This window comes from Hymenobacter baengnokdamensis (genome assembly GCF_008728635.1).
In the GTDB taxonomy this organism is placed as follows: domain Bacteria; phylum Bacteroidota; class Bacteroidia; order Cytophagales; family Hymenobacteraceae; genus Hymenobacter; species Hymenobacter baengnokdamensis.
The window spans coordinates 3,500,679-3,515,224 of record NZ_CP044285.1 but is presented as its reverse complement, the minus strand read 5'-3'; the positions used below and the strand labels follow the sequence as shown (position 1 = coordinate 3,515,224).

Sequence of the window (14,546 nt, the reverse complement as noted above, 5' to 3'; positions counted from 1 at the left end):
GCTACGCGTCGCGCTGCTTTCGCCGGCTGCTATTATTTATGGGCGGCGCTGCCCACGCGCTGCTGGGCCGCGCTTTGCCTGGCCATGGGCTGCAAGCGATTGAGCAGCTCCGTGAGCTGCTGGTAGATATACTCGGCGGCCTGCTGGCGCATGCTGTTAGCATCGCCTTTTAGCAGTACCCGGTACTCGTGGGCGTGCCCGTCGATAAGAATGGTTACGAACACCGTGCCCACCGGCTTGTCGGGGGTAGCCGAAGGGCCGGGGCCGCACAGGCCGGTTACGGCTACGCACACATCGGCCTGCGGCAGGCGCTGATGCAGGCCCAGCGCCATCTCATTGGTCGTCTGCTGGCTTTCGGCCGAGTAGAGCTCAATCGTCTTCGGGCTCACGCCCAGCAATTTCTGCTTGGCAATAGCGTGGTAAGTAACCACCGAGCCCAGCAGCACGTCGCTTACCCCTTCGGCGGGAGCCAGCTGGGCGGCTACCAGGCCGCAGGTACAGCTTTCGGCCAGGGCCAGGGTGAGCTTGTATTGCAGAAAAAGCTTGACCAGCGGCGTGCAGTCGGCGACAAAAGGCGTGGGTTTCATAACTAGCGTTCGGGCAAAAGCGGCAAGGCAACTCTAGGCACTACGTGAATATATTGTCCCGATGTTTCGGCTGGCTGCTGCGCTAGGGCCAACTGCCGGCCGCACTTTCGCAGCCCATCCCCTACGTTTGTGGCAGTAAGCTCCGGCTTATTCTCCGGTTTAGTTATTCATAAATTTTTTAGTCATGACTACGCAGCAAGATTTTGAGGCCGCTTCGCAGCGCGCCCAGCAACTGCCCGCCAAGCCTTCTAATACCGTACTGCTTCAGCTTTATGCGCTCTATAAGCAGGCTACCGAAGGCGACGTAACCGGCTCGCGCCCTGGCGGCTTCGACTTCAAGGCCATTGCCAAATACGATGCCTGGCAGCAGCTTGCCGGCCTCAGCAAAGACGCTGCCCGTCAGCAATACGTAGAGCTGGTGAATGAGCTCAATGGCTAATAACCGCTAGTGGCCAGTTGGTTAGCTGGTTGCTGCTTCCCAAAACGCCCGTCAGAGCGGCATTACGCAGTAGCCACTAAAAATTAACCGTTAAAAAAGTGGATATTTCCCGAAAGAAGCCCAGCTACCCGCTTACGCCGGCCCTGCGCCAGTATCTGCGCGACTACGACCGCGAGGCGCCGCTGCCCGTGAGCTACGCCGACCTGCTGCGCTTCAGCAACTCGTTTGCGCTGCTCGACCGCGTCGGGAAGGATACGCTCTGGCAAACGGTTTTTTATGAGCCCCAAAACCTGGTGGAGCTGAGCCAGGGGCTGGTGCAGGTGTATGCGCTGCTCAAAACGGCCGGCGACCTCTCATTTGCCGATAACCTGCTGGCCGACCGCATCGACTACTGCCGGTTTGGCAATTCGCACCCGTTTCGGGTGCGCATTCTCAACCAGCTCAACGACAACTACGACTACTTCTACGTGAAGCAGGCCGATGCCTCGCGGCTTTATGGCCTGGAGCTGGAGCACCTGCTGTCACCCAACTCCATGAATTTTCTGGTGGATACCGGCAATACGCTCATTGAGGAGCATATTGCCGGCATTCCGGGCGATGACTTTATCCGGCTCCGGCTCAACCAGCCGCACCTCAACCAGGTGCGCATCGCCAAGGAGTTTGTGAAGTTCAATGAGCGCTGCTTTGCCCGGCTGCTCGGCGATATGCGGGCCTACAATTACGTCATCGACGTAACGCCCGACTTTGAGGATGAGCAATATAGGGTTCGGGCTATAGACTTCGACCAGCAGAGCTACGAGGGCCGCCGGGCCATGTATGTGCCCCAGGCCTTCAAAGACAACCAGCCCGTGGTAGAGATGTGCGCCCGCCTGCTCAAGCCCGAAAACCTGCGCCAGTACCAGGCCGAGGAGCGCACGCTGATGGCCCGCCGCGCCAGGGCCGAGCGCCACCGCCTCAAGGCCCTGCTCGACGTAATGCGCCGCCAGGAGCTGGCCCCGCCCGATAAGGTAGAGGAGCTGAAGGGAGCACTCAATCGCTACCATCATACCCAGCTCTTCGCGCGATGCGACTCCATGGGCGATATTGTACGCCTGAACCTCTGGCTGATGCTGGGACCCAAAACCCTGGGCAATAGTGTCGCCTGATGAGGAATGTAGTCCTATTTTAGTAATCTAATTTTCTTAATCTGCCTAATGGTTGCTGTTCATCTACAAGACGATAGCGTGGTGTTTACCGTTGAGGGCTGGCACAAGCTCTGGTCGTTTCGCAGCGAGCTGCGCGTGCCCCGCAGCCATATCAAAGGCGTGCGCCGCGACCCGGCCGCAACCGCTCACCTGGCGGGTATTCGGGCGGCGGGCACGTATGTGCCGGGGCTGATTACGGCCGGCACGTTTTTTCTCGACAATATGCCCGACCACAAGCCCACTTTCCTGGATGTGCAGCACCCCGATAACACCCTGGTGGTAGACCTGGAGGCCGAAGAGTTTAACCGCCTCATTATTGAAGTAGCCGACCCCGGGGCGGTGATAGCCCTGCTGGGTGAGGAGGGAAGTTAATATAATGAAAGGACTATATAAAGAAAAAGGCGCCGCCGGCCCGTAGCTAATGCTGGCCGGCGGCGCCTTTTTAGGCAACCGGGATTTTTAGACTGCTTTAGGCGCCGGCAAATCGAACGCCGTGGCATCGTGCTCGAAATGCCCTTTGTGCGAGCCGTCGCAGAAGGGCTTTTGCTTGCTCAGGCCGCAGCGGCAGATGCTGATGCGCTCGCGGCCACCGAGGCCGTAAGCATTGCCTTGTGCATCTACGAGTTGAATATCTTCGCCTTCCACGCGCAGCGAGCCGTTGGAAAGTACGGTGAGTTTAGTGGCCATTTTTTGAGGGTTGAGTTAGGAATGATAAGTAAGGAATGGTGGGTTGAAAGCTCTGAGCTAGAAAGTACGAGCTGGCAGCGGGTGCAGGCCCCGGGTTAAGTTTGCCAACCCATAAGTCCTGATTTCTAACTCAGCACGCTGTTAAAGGTCTTTGCGCAGCACGTAATCGTTCATCCAGTACGGGCCGATGGGAATATCTTCCTCGCGGTGCTGCACAAAGCCCAGCCGCTCGTAAAAGGCCAGCGCCGGGTTGTGGCGGTTCACGTTCAGCTCCAGGGCCAGGCCCCTGGCCTCGCGCACGGCGCTGATGACGGCCTGTACCAGGTGCTGGCCCAGGCCCTGGCCCTGGTGGGAGGGAAGCACGTATATCTTGTTCAGGTGATAGATGCTGTCTGGCTTTTCGGAATACGAGGCGAAGCCGGCGGCGTGCCCATCCACGTAAGCCAGCAAAAAGGTGTGGTGCTGCTCGCGCATCTGGCGGCGCAGCGAAGCCGGGGTGTAGATGACCCGGTACATGTAGTCTATCTGCTCCTTCGAGATGATGAAGCGATAGGTGGGCTCCCAGGTGGCCTCAGCCAGCCCGATAATGGTAGGAATATCCTGCTCGGTGGCGGGCTGAATATGCAGGGGCAAGGCCGAGGCGGCCGGGACAGAACGGGTAGGCATAAGCGACAAAGAATCGGGCGAAGGTCGGCTAAAAAACCGACTTGCGGGCTGGGCTGGCATACGTAGCCGGGCCGCCATGCGTTAAGCTGCGCAGATTGGCCCGCATTTGGCAAGGCAGTGGCTGTCCAATTTCGTATTCTTCCCATGATAAAACCTGTTTTTAATATCCGCTGCGCCGCGGCGGCTATGCTGCTGGCGGCCCTGCCCCTGGTGGCGAGCGCCCAAAAATCTGCCCAGGACAGCCTGTTGCGCGCCGGCGACCTGGTGGGCGGCCGGCCCCATGCCTCGGTACCCCGCCCGGCGGCCAGCGGCCGCCTCGTCGCCACCGGCGACCCTACCCTGGCCCGCCTGCTGCACGAGAGCATCGACGTAAATAAAGTGCCTGCCAGCCAACTGGTAGACCTGTACAGTCGCTTTATGGAAGTTACCCGCGAGCAGCGCCGCCAGTGGACCGCCAAAGACTGGGATGAGGCCAGCGATGCCCTTACCCGCCTCAACGCCCGCTACGAAACGGTGCGCCTGGAGCTGCCGCTCGACGACCGCCTCACGGTGCGCAGCTGCCAGGGCGAGTTTCGGACCCTGCAGGGTGCCCGCCGCATCAAAGACCGCGTGAATGAGTAGCTGCCCGCCCAGCTTCAGCGGTGCGTGAGCCACTGCCAGGCCGGCGCCAGGTGCCGAAATGACATGGCGCTCAACTCCTGCGTAACGGCCGCGATGAATTCGTGGCTGCCTGAGTAGTTACTGAGCTGGCTCTCCGTATTGTGAGCCAGAATATGGGCCACTACCTGCAAGCCGTTACGGGTGACTTCGGGCAGCCACTCATAGTGCAGCCACGGCAGGGCGTCGGCCCATTCGCCGGTTACGTGCTGATGGTCGCTAAGCAGGCGGCGGGGCAGGCGATGGCCCTTAAATAGCTGCATACCGGCCATTGCTCCCCGCACCAGCGCGTCGGTCGTGAGGTGCCCATGCCAGTGAATGTAAAGCAGCTCCTGCCCAGGGTAAAAGTCAATGTCGGCCAGCCGCGCCCCATGCACGTCGGGCACGCTGAGCAAGCGCTGAGCAGGCACAGAGGAGAGGAACTCAGCCATAACAAGGTAGTAGGAAGAGCAATGATACAACGCTTACCTTTGGCGTCCTCATTTCGTCCGATTTAGTAGTTTATTGCATGCATATTGCTATCGTTGGCAACATAGGAGCTGGCAAAACCACGCTGGCTCATAAGCTGGCCCAGCACTTTCGCTGGGAAGTTTTTCTGGAAGAAGTGGATGATAATCCCTATCTTAAAGATTTCTACGCAGATATGCACCGCTGGGCTTTCCATTTGCAGGTTTATTTTTTAAATGGCCGCTTTCGCCAGACGCGCCGCATCAAGGAGCTGGTGCAGCTGGGCAAAAGCGTTATCCAGGACCGCACCATCTACGAGGATGCGCACATCTTTGCGGCCAACCTGCACCAGTCGGGCCTGCTGGCCGAGCGCGACTACAACAACTACTACGAGTTGTTCGAGAGCATGATAAGTCTCGTTGACCCGCCCGATTTACTGCTCTATCTGCGGGCCGACCTGCCCAAGCTCATTGGCCAGATTGAAAAGCGGGGCCGCGAATACGAGAACTCCATCAGCATCGAGTACCTCAAAAACCTGAATGAGCACTACGATAAATGGATTGCCAGCTATACTTATGGCAAGCTGCTCATCATCGACGTGAATGAGCTGGACTACGTACGCCGGCCCGAAGACCTGGGTACGATTATAGAGCGGATTGATAATAAGCTATTCGGCCTGTTTTAGTTGTCCAGGGCCTCGTTTAGCCAGCTTACCCAAGGCCGGGCAGCCTGCATACCCACCACCACGCGGTCGATAAAGTCGGGCGCCAGTACTTCGGCATCCCGAAAAAGCTGCACTACGCCGAAGCTTTTCAGCTTAAGCCAGGGCAGGTCGGGGTCGGTGGTGAGGTAGCCTCTGGGCGGGCGGGTGAGCCGCGGAACACCCATATCCAGGCCGCCTGGAAAATGCTGCAGCAATAGCGGGCTGGCCAGCTGCTGGTGAAAGCTGGCCCCATTGTAATGAATCTCCTGGCGGATGGCCGTCAGCTCGGCGGGGGTAGGCGTGAAGCGCCCGGCCCGCAGCCACGAGCCGCCTCCCGGCATTAAAGCCAGGAAATAGCCCGCCCGCGGGGCGTGCCGCCCGCCGGGCACCAGGCCGGCACCCAGGCGCCGCTTATAGGGCTCGGGGTCGGTCTGGCTCCGGTCGTTTTTATGCAGCCGAAACATAACCTGCGCCGGCGTAAGGCCGGCCAGCTCAGGGATGCCCGGCGTGGCCCGGCGCAATACTTCCGTTACGAGTGCGGCAAAGGTGTCGCGGGCCTGCCGGTAATCGACGCGGTTTTCCTGCATCCAGGCCGTGTTATTGTTTGCCGCCAGGCGGCGCAGAAAATCGAGCGCAAAAGCTATATCCATCTGCTTGAAATAAAAGTGCAGTGTGCGGCCTGCACGAGCAAAGCAGGCGTTCTTAGCTTACCACCACGGCATCGCCTACTTGCAGGCGGCCGCTGGCCGGGCCCGTTACGTTCTGGCCAAACAGCACTTTGTTGGCTGGCTTGCGGTAAGTGGCCAGGGTACGAAGCGGCTCGCCGGCGGGGCTCTTCTGCGCGGTGTCCTGGTTTATGGTCGTGACGATACAGCGCCCGCAGCCGCGCACCGAGCGAAAGGGCTGGCCGCCAATGCTGAAATCAGCCCAATCAAGCTCCGCGTCGGCGGGGGCACCGCTTACCAGCAGGTTGGGGCGAAACCGGTTCATGGGCACCGGCTCAGCAAGCTGGGCATTGAGCTTGGCCAACGATTCTTCGGTAGCCAGCAGGTAAGGGTAGCCATCGGCAAAGCTGACGAGCAGCCCGGCCGGGTTCAGCTCAGGCTCCACCTCGCGGCGAACCATATCCGACATATAGACCAGCTTGCAGGGCTGGCCCAGGGCCTCGCTCAGCCAGTCGTCGGCTTCCCGGGTGCCGCGCCAGGCCCACACCATATCATCCCAGATGCTGATAAACAGGGTCTTATCGGGCGTAGCTTCAAAGGGAATATAGAGTGGTAGTAGCTCGGGCCGCTGGCGGTGGCGCAGCAAAAAGCCGTTGTAGGCCGGCTCCACCGCCAGCAGCGCCATTTGGGCGTGCTCGCGCTGCGTCAGGAAGCGGTTGCGCTCGTCTACTATCAGCCAGCGGCGGTCGTGGCGCAGGCCCTGGGGCGTTAGCTCGGCCGCTGGTAAGCTGATGCCTCCCAATGATTTAACCGGGTAAATAAAAAGGCCAGTAAGCGTAAGCTGAGTAGTAGGGGCTGACATATCGACAAAAGTAAGCCACGCCTCAGCTAAGAAGCGGCTATTCGGAGTGAAGAATCCTTAATCGAAAATTATATACTAAAAATACTATGTTAAGCCCTTCGTTTAGTGCAGGGCCCGTTTCTTGACCATGCCGCCTTTGGCGTCGTTTACGCTGTGCATAATGATGAAGGCGTGCGGGTCGAGGTTGTTAACCTCAGTTGTTACCTGGCTCACTTCCAGGCGGGTGACTACCGTAAAAACGATGTCGATGGGGCTGGGCTGCTCGCCGTGCGAGCCGTAGCCCCGCTTGCCCCCGTATACGGTTACGCCCCGCCCCAGGCGCTCGGTAATAATGCGGCGGATAGCGTCGCTGTGCTCAGATATTATAGTGACGCCGGTATATTCTTCAATGCCATTGACCACAAACTCAATGGTTTTGGCAGCCGCCAGGTAAGTGAGAATGGAGTAGAGGGCAGTCTGCACGGATAGTACCCAGGCGACAATGCAGAAAATTAGAATATTGAGTACCAACACGAAGTCGCCCACGCTTAGGCTGGCCTTGCGGCTCAGGTAAACGGCCAGAATTTCGGTGCCATCGAGCACGCCGCCCCCGCGCATAGCCAGCCCGATGCCCGCACCCAGAAAAAAGCCGCCGAATACGGCAATCAGCATTTTATCCTGGGTAATAACGGGGAAGGGCACCACCACCAGCACCAGGGCCAGCGTCAGGATAGCCGTCAGGGCCCGCGCCGCGAAGCCCTTGCCCAGCTGCTCGTAGCCCAGCCAGATAAACGGCAGGTTGAGCACCACCAGAAAAACCGACAGCGGCAGGTGAATGAGCCGCGCCGCCAGCAGCGACAGCCCCGTAACGCCCCCATCGAAGAGGCCGTTGGGAAGAATAAACGACTCCAACCCCAGCGCCGCCGAGAACACCCCGGCCGCCAGGTAGGCAGCGTTGGTCAGGTGCCGCCGCCAGCCCGACTTTACCGGTGCCGGGCGGGCGGCCTGCGCATCGGCCAGCAGCGGGTGAGTGGAGGGAGTAGCTTTTGGGGGCGAGGTGCCCTGCGCCCGCAGGCGGCGCAGCCGCTCTAAGATGAAGAATTGAGGAAGCATGCCTCAACTTACGCAAAAAGCGGCTGCCCGCCGGGGCTTTTTACTTATGCGACGCGTCCTGCTGAGCTGCCAGGCGCACGGCTTCGTAGAGGTCTACAATGCCGCCAGTGGCCGAAAGCGTCGAGAAATCAGCCTTTTTACCGTTTTCGCCGGGTATCAGCACCTGCGTATGGTGCACCTGCGCCGATTGACGAATAATTCGCTTCAGGTCGGCGGCGGTGAGGTTAGGAAAATACGATTTTAGCACCGCCGCCACGCCGGCCGTAACCGGCGAAGCCATGCTGGTGCCACTCTCCGAGCCGTACTTATTGCCCGGCAGCGTCGAGTAAATACCCACGCCGGGCGCAAACACATCGACCTGCCGCTTGGAGTAGTTGCTGAAGCTGGCCGTCAGGTTCTCGTCGTCAGTCGGGCCCGAAGCCCCGACCGTCAGCAGGTTGGGCGGCGTCGAGCCATCGAGGTAAAACGAGGCGGGGTAATGCTGCGTCACGTCGAGGTTGTCGTCTTCATTGCCGGCGGCGTGTACGAGCAGCACGTTCTTGCTGGCGGCGTACTTGTAGGCCGCCTCCACGGCCGGGCGCTGGGGCGAGAACTCCTTGCCAAAGCTCATATTGATAATCTGCGCGCCGTTATCCACGGCGTAGCGGATGGCATTCGCCACGTCTTTGTCACGCTCGTCGCCGTTGGGCACGGTACGCACGCTCATTATCTTCACCGGCGCGGCTGCAATACCTTGTACACCAAGGTTATTGTCGCGCACGGCTGCAATAATGCCGGCCACGTGGGTGCCGTGCAGCGCATCAGGGCCCATCACGTCGTTGTTGCCGTAGTTGCGCTGGGCTACATCGTCGGGGTTGTCCTTCACAATCTCGGCGCGGGCATTGAACTTGGTATTCAGGCTATAGTCGAGCTGTTCGCGCTGTTCCTTGAGCTCGCTCGTCAGCTCCGCAATGAGCGCATCGGTATCGCCGATGCCGCCCTGCTTCATATTCTGGTAGAGCGATGTAAGTAAGCCCTTGAACTCGGGGTCCGAAATCTGCGCTGCTGCGCGGCGCATAGTCGTGGTGTCGAGCTTTTCGACGCCCAGCTTCTCCTTGAGCGCGGCCGTCATCTGCGTGAGCGGGCCGGTCATCTGGTCGGCCTGGGCCAGCTCGGTGGTCAGCTCCTTGCGCTTAGCGTCGTAGGCCTTTTTGGCTTTGAGGTACAGCGCGTAGTCGGCGCGGTCGGCGGCCTTAATCTGGGTGCTGGTTTTACCCGCAAAGCGCGGCCCGTATTTGGCCACAATGCGCGTCGATTCGAGGGTTTCGACCGAGATGTTACGGCCGTCCTTACCCCCCAGAAAATTCCAGCCGTGCACGTCGTCGATGTAGCCGTTGTGGTCGTCGTCGATGCCGTTGCCCGGAATTTCGCGGGGATTACGCCAGAGCACGGGCTTCAAATCAACGTGCGCCGTATCGATGCCCGAGTCAATCACGGCAACTACTACCGCAGTCGGCACGCGGCCCTTCAGCAGCTCGGCATAGGTGCGGGTGGTGCCGGTGCCGGGCGTTTTGTCCAGCTGCGGGTCGCGCAGGTGCCATTGGGCCTTAGCAGCTTCCGCTACGGTAGGGCCGGCGGGCGTGGTGGTCGGGGCCGGCATATCGGGGGCAGTCTGTGCCCCGGCGGCAGCAGGAAGCAGGAGAGAAGCAGCCAGCGCCAGGCGCGGCCAGGTAGCAATTCGGTTGGAAAGCATTGGAAGAGGTAGAAACGGCGGTGACAATAGCCGTTTAGGTATAGACGGGAGCGGAGCGATGGGTGTTGCGCCTGGGCTGCTATTTGCTAAGTGGTTGCCGGTGGTTCTACGCCATCTCTTCCGCTGGTTTCAAGTCAGTTTGTTGCAGAATTAAGAGAAAACCACCCAAGCCAGCAACTAATATCAGGCATAGCCATACTGGTTTGCCGTCGTTACGCTGGGCAAATGGACCGTATTTAGGATATAGTATAAGTGGCTCAAGCCGCGTATTTCCCGGACTACGGTAAACCGAACTATGTTCAGCAGCCCTTATGTAAGGTAGCGCTTTAGCTGATAAGCCCGCGCGCTCAAGGTACTGGAAATTTACAAGGGTATCCAATTTGGCATACTTGAATTTCTCGTGCCATTGCTGCCCCAAAATGTTTAACTTATCATACGTAGCATCTTCGGTTAGGCCAGGGGGCACTGCCGTGGAGTAGCGCAAGGCCAGCCAGGCTACAGCAGAGTAAAAATGTTCTTTATCAGTTTCACTTTTAATTATGGGGACGCTTATGTCAAAAATAGCAGCAGGCGGGGTATTTTTTTGGTGTGCTATTGCTGAGTCACAACCGATGGCCGAGGTGTCTAAATAGCGTTGTTTTAATAAATAAAATCTGGTAGGCGGATACTTTTCAATTTCTTCAATTGTATTCAACGTTGTTATTCCGGCTAATTTATTGAAGCTGTTTAGGAAGTTGAGTTAGGTTTTTCCGCCGACTATCCGCTCGTCGTGCGCCTAAAATCGTTCGGTTGACGAGCCCATAGCCGGCGAAAAAGCCGGCAGCCCGCTTTTATACCTCAACTACCTCACCTGAGCCGAAATAATAGATTATTCCGCGCACGTCTTCGTAGCCTAATTCCCGGAATAGTTTCCCGTAGTCGCGCAGCCTGATTTTATGGATATCCTGCGGGGGCGGTAATTTAAAATCGAGCATGGTCACCGTTTGCTCGGCGCGGCTGGGCCCTTCGCCAAACACGATGCGGTCGGGCTTGTAAGCGCGGTGGGTGTGGCCGCCGATGAGGATTTCACGCTCAGTTTCCACGGCCAGGCCGGGGGCGAAGTAGGGGGCCAGGCGCGGGTGGTGCAGCACCTGGCGCAGGCCGGCTTCCAGTGCCGGCCGCTCCTTCGCGTTCACAATGCCCTCGGCCACGAGCTGGCGCAGCGTACGCTCCAGGTCCTGTACCGACAGCAGGCGGCGCAATGCGTAGTGCAGCTTGCGGTTTAGCTCGCCCTGCTTTTCCTGCTCATCAAAATCGAAGACCGTAGTGGCGTGGCGGCGCAGCTGCAGGCGCTCGTCCCAGGCCGTAGAAGCCAGGTTAGTAAGCGAGAAGCCGGTGGCGGGCGGCTGGTGGCTGGTTTTGAGGTCGGCCGCTGCCCCCTGGCTGAGCACGAAGCTCGTCGCCTCTGCCTGCCAGCGGCCGAGGTGGCGCAGGTAGCCGGCCAGCAGGTCGGCCACGTCGCGGGCCGGGCCCTGGGCGGCGGCCGGCTCGGCAGCGGCAGTCAGCGGCAGCTCGCCGGAAGTCTTTTTAGGCTCAGCGGGCGTTTTGCTGATGATGTAGAGCCGGTGTCGGGGCCGGGTAAAGGCCACGTACAGGGTATTGAGCCCATCGAGCAGCGTTTTCTCGCGCTCCTCAGCGTCCTGGGTTGCCAGGGGGGTGTAGCTGAGCGTTTTGTTGAGGCGCACCACGGCTACGTCGGGCAGGTCGGGTAGGGGCTTTTCGGCGGCTTCGAGGCGGCCCCAGAGCAGGGTGTCGGTGCGGGGCACCAGCGTCCAATCGGCAAACGGCACGATAACGACGCCATAGGCCAGGCCCTTGGCCTTGTGCACGGTGGTAATGGTAATGGCATCCGCCCCACCCGGCGCATTAATGCTGAGCGAGCCCTTACGCTCGTCCCAGTGCGTCAGAAAATTACCCAGGTTATTGCCGTATTTCAAGCTGAATTCCAGCGTCAAATCCAGGAAGCGAAATAAATAGTCGCTTTCTGCATTGGCCCCAAGCAACCCGAAAACACCAATTAATTTCTCGGTTAATTCGTACAAGCCCAGGTTGCCGGTTTGGTGCTCGTCGACGTCGAAGCCCAGGCGACGCAGCTCGTCGAAAAATGGCCGGCCGCTTTCAGTATTATTTGCCACGTCGGCAATGTGGCGGGCCCGCTCCGGGGTAGGCGGCCGGCGGCACACCACTTTATCGAGTAATAATAACGCCTCGGCCCGCGCCAGGGTATCGCCGCTTTGGTGCAGCACGCGCATCACGGCCACCAGCAGGTTCACTACTTCGGCAAACTGCAACGCCAGTGAATCGGCCGAAATAATGGGAAAACCCCGCTCTTTCAGAAACTTAGCCAGCAGCCGGCTCTGCCAGCGGGTGCGGCACAGCACGGCCACGTCGCGCAGGTAATAACCATCGGCCAGCGCCTGCTCTACCAGCTGCAAGGCCAGGAAACAGGTGCTTTCGGAATAGTCGAGCACGGCGCCGGGCGCGTAGCCGGGCAGCGAGGCTTCGAGGTACTGACCAGTCGCCGGGTCGTAGCGCTGGGCGGGCGCGTCGTCTTTGGTGAATAATAATTCAACGTGGCCGGCCAGCGAATCAAATTCGCCGTCGAATAATTCACCCTTGCTCCCCGGTGCTTCCTGTCGAAAGCCCGGCTCAAAAATGCCCTGCACGACGTCGTGCTCGCTGCTGCGCTCACGTATGTAGGTGAAAAAATTATTCGTAAACCCGATAATGGCCGGCTCGCTGCGGTAATTAACTGCCAGCGAGTGCGGCTCCAGATTTTGCTGCAAGGTGTAGTAGCGCTCCGTGAGTAGGCGCTGCATATCCGCCTCGCGGGCGCGGGCTACCAGCGCGCCGGTATCGCCCTGGTAGAGCCGCAAAATCTGCTCCAGCTCGCCGCCGCGCCAGCGGTAAATGGCCTGTTTGGCATCACCCACGGCCAGCGAGAGACCACCGTTGGCTACCGCATTTTCCACCAGCGGCAATAAATTATTCCACTGCAACACCGACGTGTCCTGAAACTCATCTATTAGCAAATGTCTATATTTTTCGCCCAGCCGCTCGTAAATAAACGGCACCGGCTCGGTGAGCACGATGGCCGCAATACGCCGGTTGAATTCCGAAATCAACACCACGTTGCGCTCGCGGCTGATTTCTTCGACTAATTTATTTAATTCGCTCAATAGCGAGGCGTGAAATAAAAACGGCTGCAACGCACCCAGCAGCACGTAGCCCGGCAGGTATTTTTCGCGCAGCGCCAGGAGTTCACTAAATGCCTCCACCAAGTCGGGCTGCGCGGCTTCAATGTCGGGCACCAGCCCGGCCTTTTTGCCCTTTTCGCTCCACCATTTGCCGCTCTCAATCGTTTTGCGGGCCGTGGCAGTAGGGAAAATGTTGTCCTTCTCGGGCAGACTCAGCCAGCGCTCCCACTTGGTAAAGTGCCCGTAGATGCCGCTGCTGCCGCTGGCCAGGTGCTCAGCCTCGATGCCGGCCGCCGCCAGCACAGCCACGGCGCGGTTGGCCTGGGCCTGCACGGCGTCTTCGGCCTCCCGCTGGCGGGTGCGGATTTCCTGGTCGAGCGTCCGGAAATCGGCCATCGTTTTCTGGCCCAGCTGGGCCACGGCCTCGTGTACGCTCTCGTTGAAAAGCGCCCGGCCGAAGTCCAGCAGCTCATCGGGCAGCTTGTTCCAGTTGCGGCCCTGCTCGGCCTGGCCCAGCGCGTAGTCGGCCAGGGTCTGGCTCAGCAGCTTGCTCTGCGGGTCGCGGTTCACCTTGTCAATCAGCGCCGCCACTGCCGAGCGCAGCACGCTGTCGGTATCCAGCTCCACTTCAAACGTGGCGGGTAGCCCCAACTCGCGCGTAAAAGCCGTGACGATGCGCTGCACAAACGAGTCAATCGTGCTTACCGCAAAGTCGGCGTAGTGGTAGAGCACCAGCCGAAACGTGGCCGCCGCCCGCCGCTGCACTTCCTGCTGCCACTCGGCCGGCGTGCGCAGGTGCGGCGGCAGCTGTTTTTCCTGGGCCAGCTCGGCGGCTACTTCCACCAACAAAGCATTGGGCTTGCCTGCATCTGCCTGCGCGAAGCGCCGCAGCGCGCCCACAATGCGCTCCTTCATCTCGCCCGCCGCGTCGTTGGTGAAGGTTATTGCCAGAATACCCTTGAAATAATCAGGCTTGTAGATGCGCTCGCCCGTGGGGTCGGCCGGCTGCGGGTAGCCCAGCGCCAGCTTCAGGTATTCTTTCGTTAATTGGTACGTCTTGCCGGAGCCGGCAGACGCGGAATAGATGCGGAAGGGGGCTGGCATTAAATAAGTTTACCCAAAAAATAATGAGAATATTCGCTAATGTACTTTCACTTACAGTAGCTGTCAGCGTGGTAGTAACTGCTCCAATACAAAAGCTAGCGGCCACTCACACAGTAAGCAATACATGTATTAACGGTAAGAGGAAGCCCGACTACTACAAATTGCCTTCCGATGCGAAGCTTAATTCTAAAGAATTAGTTGTCATGAAGGCTATCTTGTGTAAAGCCATAGCTGATTACAACCGGCAGGCTGATACGCAGAAAATAAATTTAAATGAATACGGAATTCAATACGAAACCTCCTTTGATAAAGAAGGTAGAAAAATAGTGTGGATAAACGGTTTCTGTAAAGAAGCGGGACTCGACTATAAAAATTTAAATCTCCAGGTGGTCAGCGTATTTGATGGTGGAAGTTGCTTTTTTAATACTACAATCAATATTAAATCTGGTAAAACAACACCAATAAAAGTTAACGGTCTTGCTTAG

16 protein-coding genes are annotated in these 14,546 nt (G+C 58.8%); 6 read left to right on the top strand and 10 right to left on the bottom strand.

Annotation, left to right across the window (positions count from 1 at the left end):
- Positions 1 to 32 precede the first annotated feature (32 nt).
- Positions 33 to 587 (bottom strand): CinA family protein, encoded by a 555-nt coding sequence (locus F6X24_RS15045; protein ID WP_151088802.1) that lies wholly within the window; start codon positions 585 to 587, stop codon positions 33 to 35.
- Between the two features lie 184 nt (positions 588 to 771).
- Here F6X24_RS15045 and F6X24_RS15040 point away from each other — a divergent pair, with 184 nt between their 5' ends.
- From F6X24_RS15040 to F6X24_RS15030, 3 genes are all read left to right on the top strand, one after another.
- Positions 772 to 1,026 (top strand): acyl-CoA-binding protein, encoded by a 255-nt coding sequence (locus F6X24_RS15040; RefSeq protein ID WP_151088801.1) that lies wholly within the window; start codon positions 772 to 774, stop codon positions 1,024 to 1,026.
- A 98-nt stretch (positions 1,027 to 1,124) separates the two neighbouring features.
- The gene (locus F6X24_RS15035) at positions 1,125 to 2,171 is read left to right on the top strand and encodes a hypothetical protein (protein WP_151088800.1); all 1,047 of its coding nucleotides are present in this window, start codon (positions 1,125 to 1,127) and stop codon (positions 2,169 to 2,171) included.
- Between the two features lie 48 nt (positions 2,172 to 2,219).
- Positions 2,220 to 2,582 carry a hypothetical protein gene (locus F6X24_RS15030; protein ID WP_151088799.1) on the top strand — a complete coding sequence of 121 codons (363 nt, stop codon included), beginning with the start codon at positions 2,220 to 2,222 and terminating at the stop codon, positions 2,580 to 2,582.
- An 87-nt stretch (positions 2,583 to 2,669) separates the two neighbouring features.
- Here the strand turns inward: F6X24_RS15030 and F6X24_RS15025 are convergent, their stop codons facing one another.
- Complete coding sequence (locus F6X24_RS15025) at positions 2,670 to 2,897, bottom strand: CDGSH iron-sulfur domain-containing protein (protein ID WP_151088798.1); 228 nt, start codon at positions 2,895 to 2,897, stop codon at positions 2,670 to 2,672.
- Between the two features lie 141 nt (positions 2,898 to 3,038).
- Positions 3,039 to 3,563, bottom strand: coding sequence for a GNAT family N-acetyltransferase (locus F6X24_RS15020; protein WP_151088797.1), 525 nt, complete (start codon positions 3,561 to 3,563; stop codon positions 3,039 to 3,041).
- 144 nt (positions 3,564 to 3,707) lie between these two features.
- Here F6X24_RS15020 and F6X24_RS15015 point away from each other — a divergent pair, with 144 nt between their 5' ends.
- Positions 3,708 to 4,184, top strand: coding sequence for a hypothetical protein (locus F6X24_RS15015; protein ID WP_151088796.1), 477 nt, complete (start codon positions 3,708 to 3,710; stop codon positions 4,182 to 4,184).
- Between the two features lie 14 nt (positions 4,185 to 4,198).
- Here the strand turns inward: F6X24_RS15015 and F6X24_RS15010 are convergent, their stop codons facing one another.
- Entirely contained in the window at positions 4,199 to 4,651 is a 453-nt protein-coding gene (locus F6X24_RS15010) for a hypothetical protein (protein ID WP_151088795.1), read from the bottom strand.
- Positions 4,652 to 4,728: 77 nt separating this feature from the next.
- Here F6X24_RS15010 and F6X24_RS15005 point away from each other — a divergent pair, with 77 nt between their 5' ends.
- Positions 4,729 to 5,352 carry a deoxynucleoside kinase gene (locus tag F6X24_RS15005; RefSeq protein ID WP_151088794.1) on the top strand — a complete coding sequence of 208 codons (624 nt, stop codon included), beginning with the start codon at positions 4,729 to 4,731 and terminating at the stop codon, positions 5,350 to 5,352.
- On the opposite strand, the gene F6X24_RS15000 is transcribed toward F6X24_RS15005, so the two are convergent.
- The 6 genes from F6X24_RS15000 to F6X24_RS14975 form a co-directional block, all read right to left on the bottom strand.
- A complete protein-coding gene (locus F6X24_RS15000; protein ID WP_151088793.1) occupies positions 5,349 to 6,020 on the bottom strand; it encodes a DUF2461 domain-containing protein in 672 nt (223 codons plus the stop codon). The two genes, F6X24_RS15005 and F6X24_RS15000, sit on opposite strands and share 4 nt — an antisense overlap.
- A 52-nt stretch (positions 6,021 to 6,072) precedes the next feature.
- Positions 6,073 to 6,897: an MOSC domain-containing protein gene (locus tag F6X24_RS14995; RefSeq protein ID WP_151088792.1), complete on the bottom strand. Its 825-nt coding sequence runs from the start codon at positions 6,895 to 6,897 to the stop codon at positions 6,073 to 6,075.
- A 102-nt stretch (positions 6,898 to 6,999) separates the two neighbouring features.
- Positions 7,000 to 7,989, bottom strand: a complete 990-nt coding sequence (locus F6X24_RS14990; protein ID WP_151088791.1) for a YitT family protein — start codon at positions 7,987 to 7,989, stop codon at positions 7,000 to 7,002.
- Between the two features lie 40 nt (positions 7,990 to 8,029).
- The gene (locus tag F6X24_RS14985; RefSeq protein ID WP_229725132.1) at positions 8,030 to 9,721 is read right to left on the bottom strand and encodes a S8 family peptidase; all 1,692 of its coding nucleotides are present in this window, start codon (positions 9,719 to 9,721) and stop codon (positions 8,030 to 8,032) included.
- Between the two features lie 106 nt (positions 9,722 to 9,827).
- Entirely contained in the window at positions 9,828 to 10,415 is a 588-nt protein-coding gene (locus F6X24_RS14980; protein WP_151088790.1) for a hypothetical protein, read from the bottom strand.
- A 136-nt stretch (positions 10,416 to 10,551) separates the two neighbouring features.
- Positions 10,552 to 14,061 carry a UvrD-helicase domain-containing protein gene (locus tag F6X24_RS14975; protein WP_151088789.1) on the bottom strand — a complete coding sequence of 1,170 codons (3,510 nt, stop codon included), beginning with the start codon at positions 14,059 to 14,061 and terminating at the stop codon, positions 10,552 to 10,554.
- A 23-nt stretch (positions 14,062 to 14,084) separates the two neighbouring features.
- Here F6X24_RS14975 and F6X24_RS14970 point away from each other — a divergent pair, with 23 nt between their 5' ends.
- A complete protein-coding gene (locus F6X24_RS14970) occupies positions 14,085 to 14,546 on the top strand; it encodes a hypothetical protein (RefSeq protein WP_151088788.1) in 462 nt (153 codons plus the stop codon).

What these genes read in the sequence shown, in the direction of transcription:
- F6X24_RS15045 (WP_151088802.1), bottom strand. Translation starts at nt 587, where the DNA reads ATGAAACCCACGCCTTTTGTCGCCGACTGCACGCCGCTGGTCAAGCTT.
- F6X24_RS15040 (WP_151088801.1), top strand. Translation starts at nt 772, where the DNA reads ATGACTACGCAGCAAGATTTTGAGGCCGCTTCGCAGCGCGCCCAGCAA.
- F6X24_RS15030 (WP_151088799.1), top strand. Translation starts at nt 2,220, where the DNA reads ATGGTTGCTGTTCATCTACAAGACGATAGCGTGGTGTTTACCGTTGAG.
- F6X24_RS15025 (WP_151088798.1), bottom strand. Translation starts at nt 2,897, where the DNA reads ATGGCCACTAAACTCACCGTACTTTCCAACGGCTCGCTGCGCGTGGAA.
- F6X24_RS15020 (WP_151088797.1), bottom strand. Translation starts at nt 3,563, where the DNA reads ATGCCTACCCGTTCTGTCCCGGCCGCCTCGGCCTTGCCCCTGCATATT.
- F6X24_RS15015 (WP_151088796.1), top strand. Translation starts at nt 3,708, where the DNA reads ATGATAAAACCTGTTTTTAATATCCGCTGCGCCGCGGCGGCTATGCTG.
- F6X24_RS15010 (WP_151088795.1), bottom strand. Translation starts at nt 4,651, where the DNA reads ATGGCTGAGTTCCTCTCCTCTGTGCCTGCTCAGCGCTTGCTCAGCGTG.
- F6X24_RS15005 (WP_151088794.1), top strand. Translation starts at nt 4,729, where the DNA reads ATGCATATTGCTATCGTTGGCAACATAGGAGCTGGCAAAACCACGCTG.
- F6X24_RS15000 (WP_151088793.1), bottom strand. Translation starts at nt 6,020, where the DNA reads ATGGATATAGCTTTTGCGCTCGATTTTCTGCGCCGCCTGGCGGCAAAC.
- F6X24_RS14995 (WP_151088792.1), bottom strand. Translation starts at nt 6,897, where the DNA reads ATGTCAGCCCCTACTACTCAGCTTACGCTTACTGGCCTTTTTATTTAC.
- F6X24_RS14990 (WP_151088791.1), bottom strand. Translation starts at nt 7,989, where the DNA reads ATGCTTCCTCAATTCTTCATCTTAGAGCGGCTGCGCCGCCTGCGGGCG.
- F6X24_RS14985 (WP_229725132.1), bottom strand. Translation starts at nt 9,721, where the DNA reads ATGCTTTCCAACCGAATTGCTACCTGGCCGCGCCTGGCGCTGGCTGCT.
- F6X24_RS14975 (WP_151088789.1), bottom strand. Translation starts at nt 14,061, where the DNA reads ATGCCAGCCCCCTTCCGCATCTATTCCGCGTCTGCCGGCTCCGGCAAG.
- F6X24_RS14970 (WP_151088788.1), top strand. Translation starts at nt 14,085, where the DNA reads ATGAGAATATTCGCTAATGTACTTTCACTTACAGTAGCTGTCAGCGTG.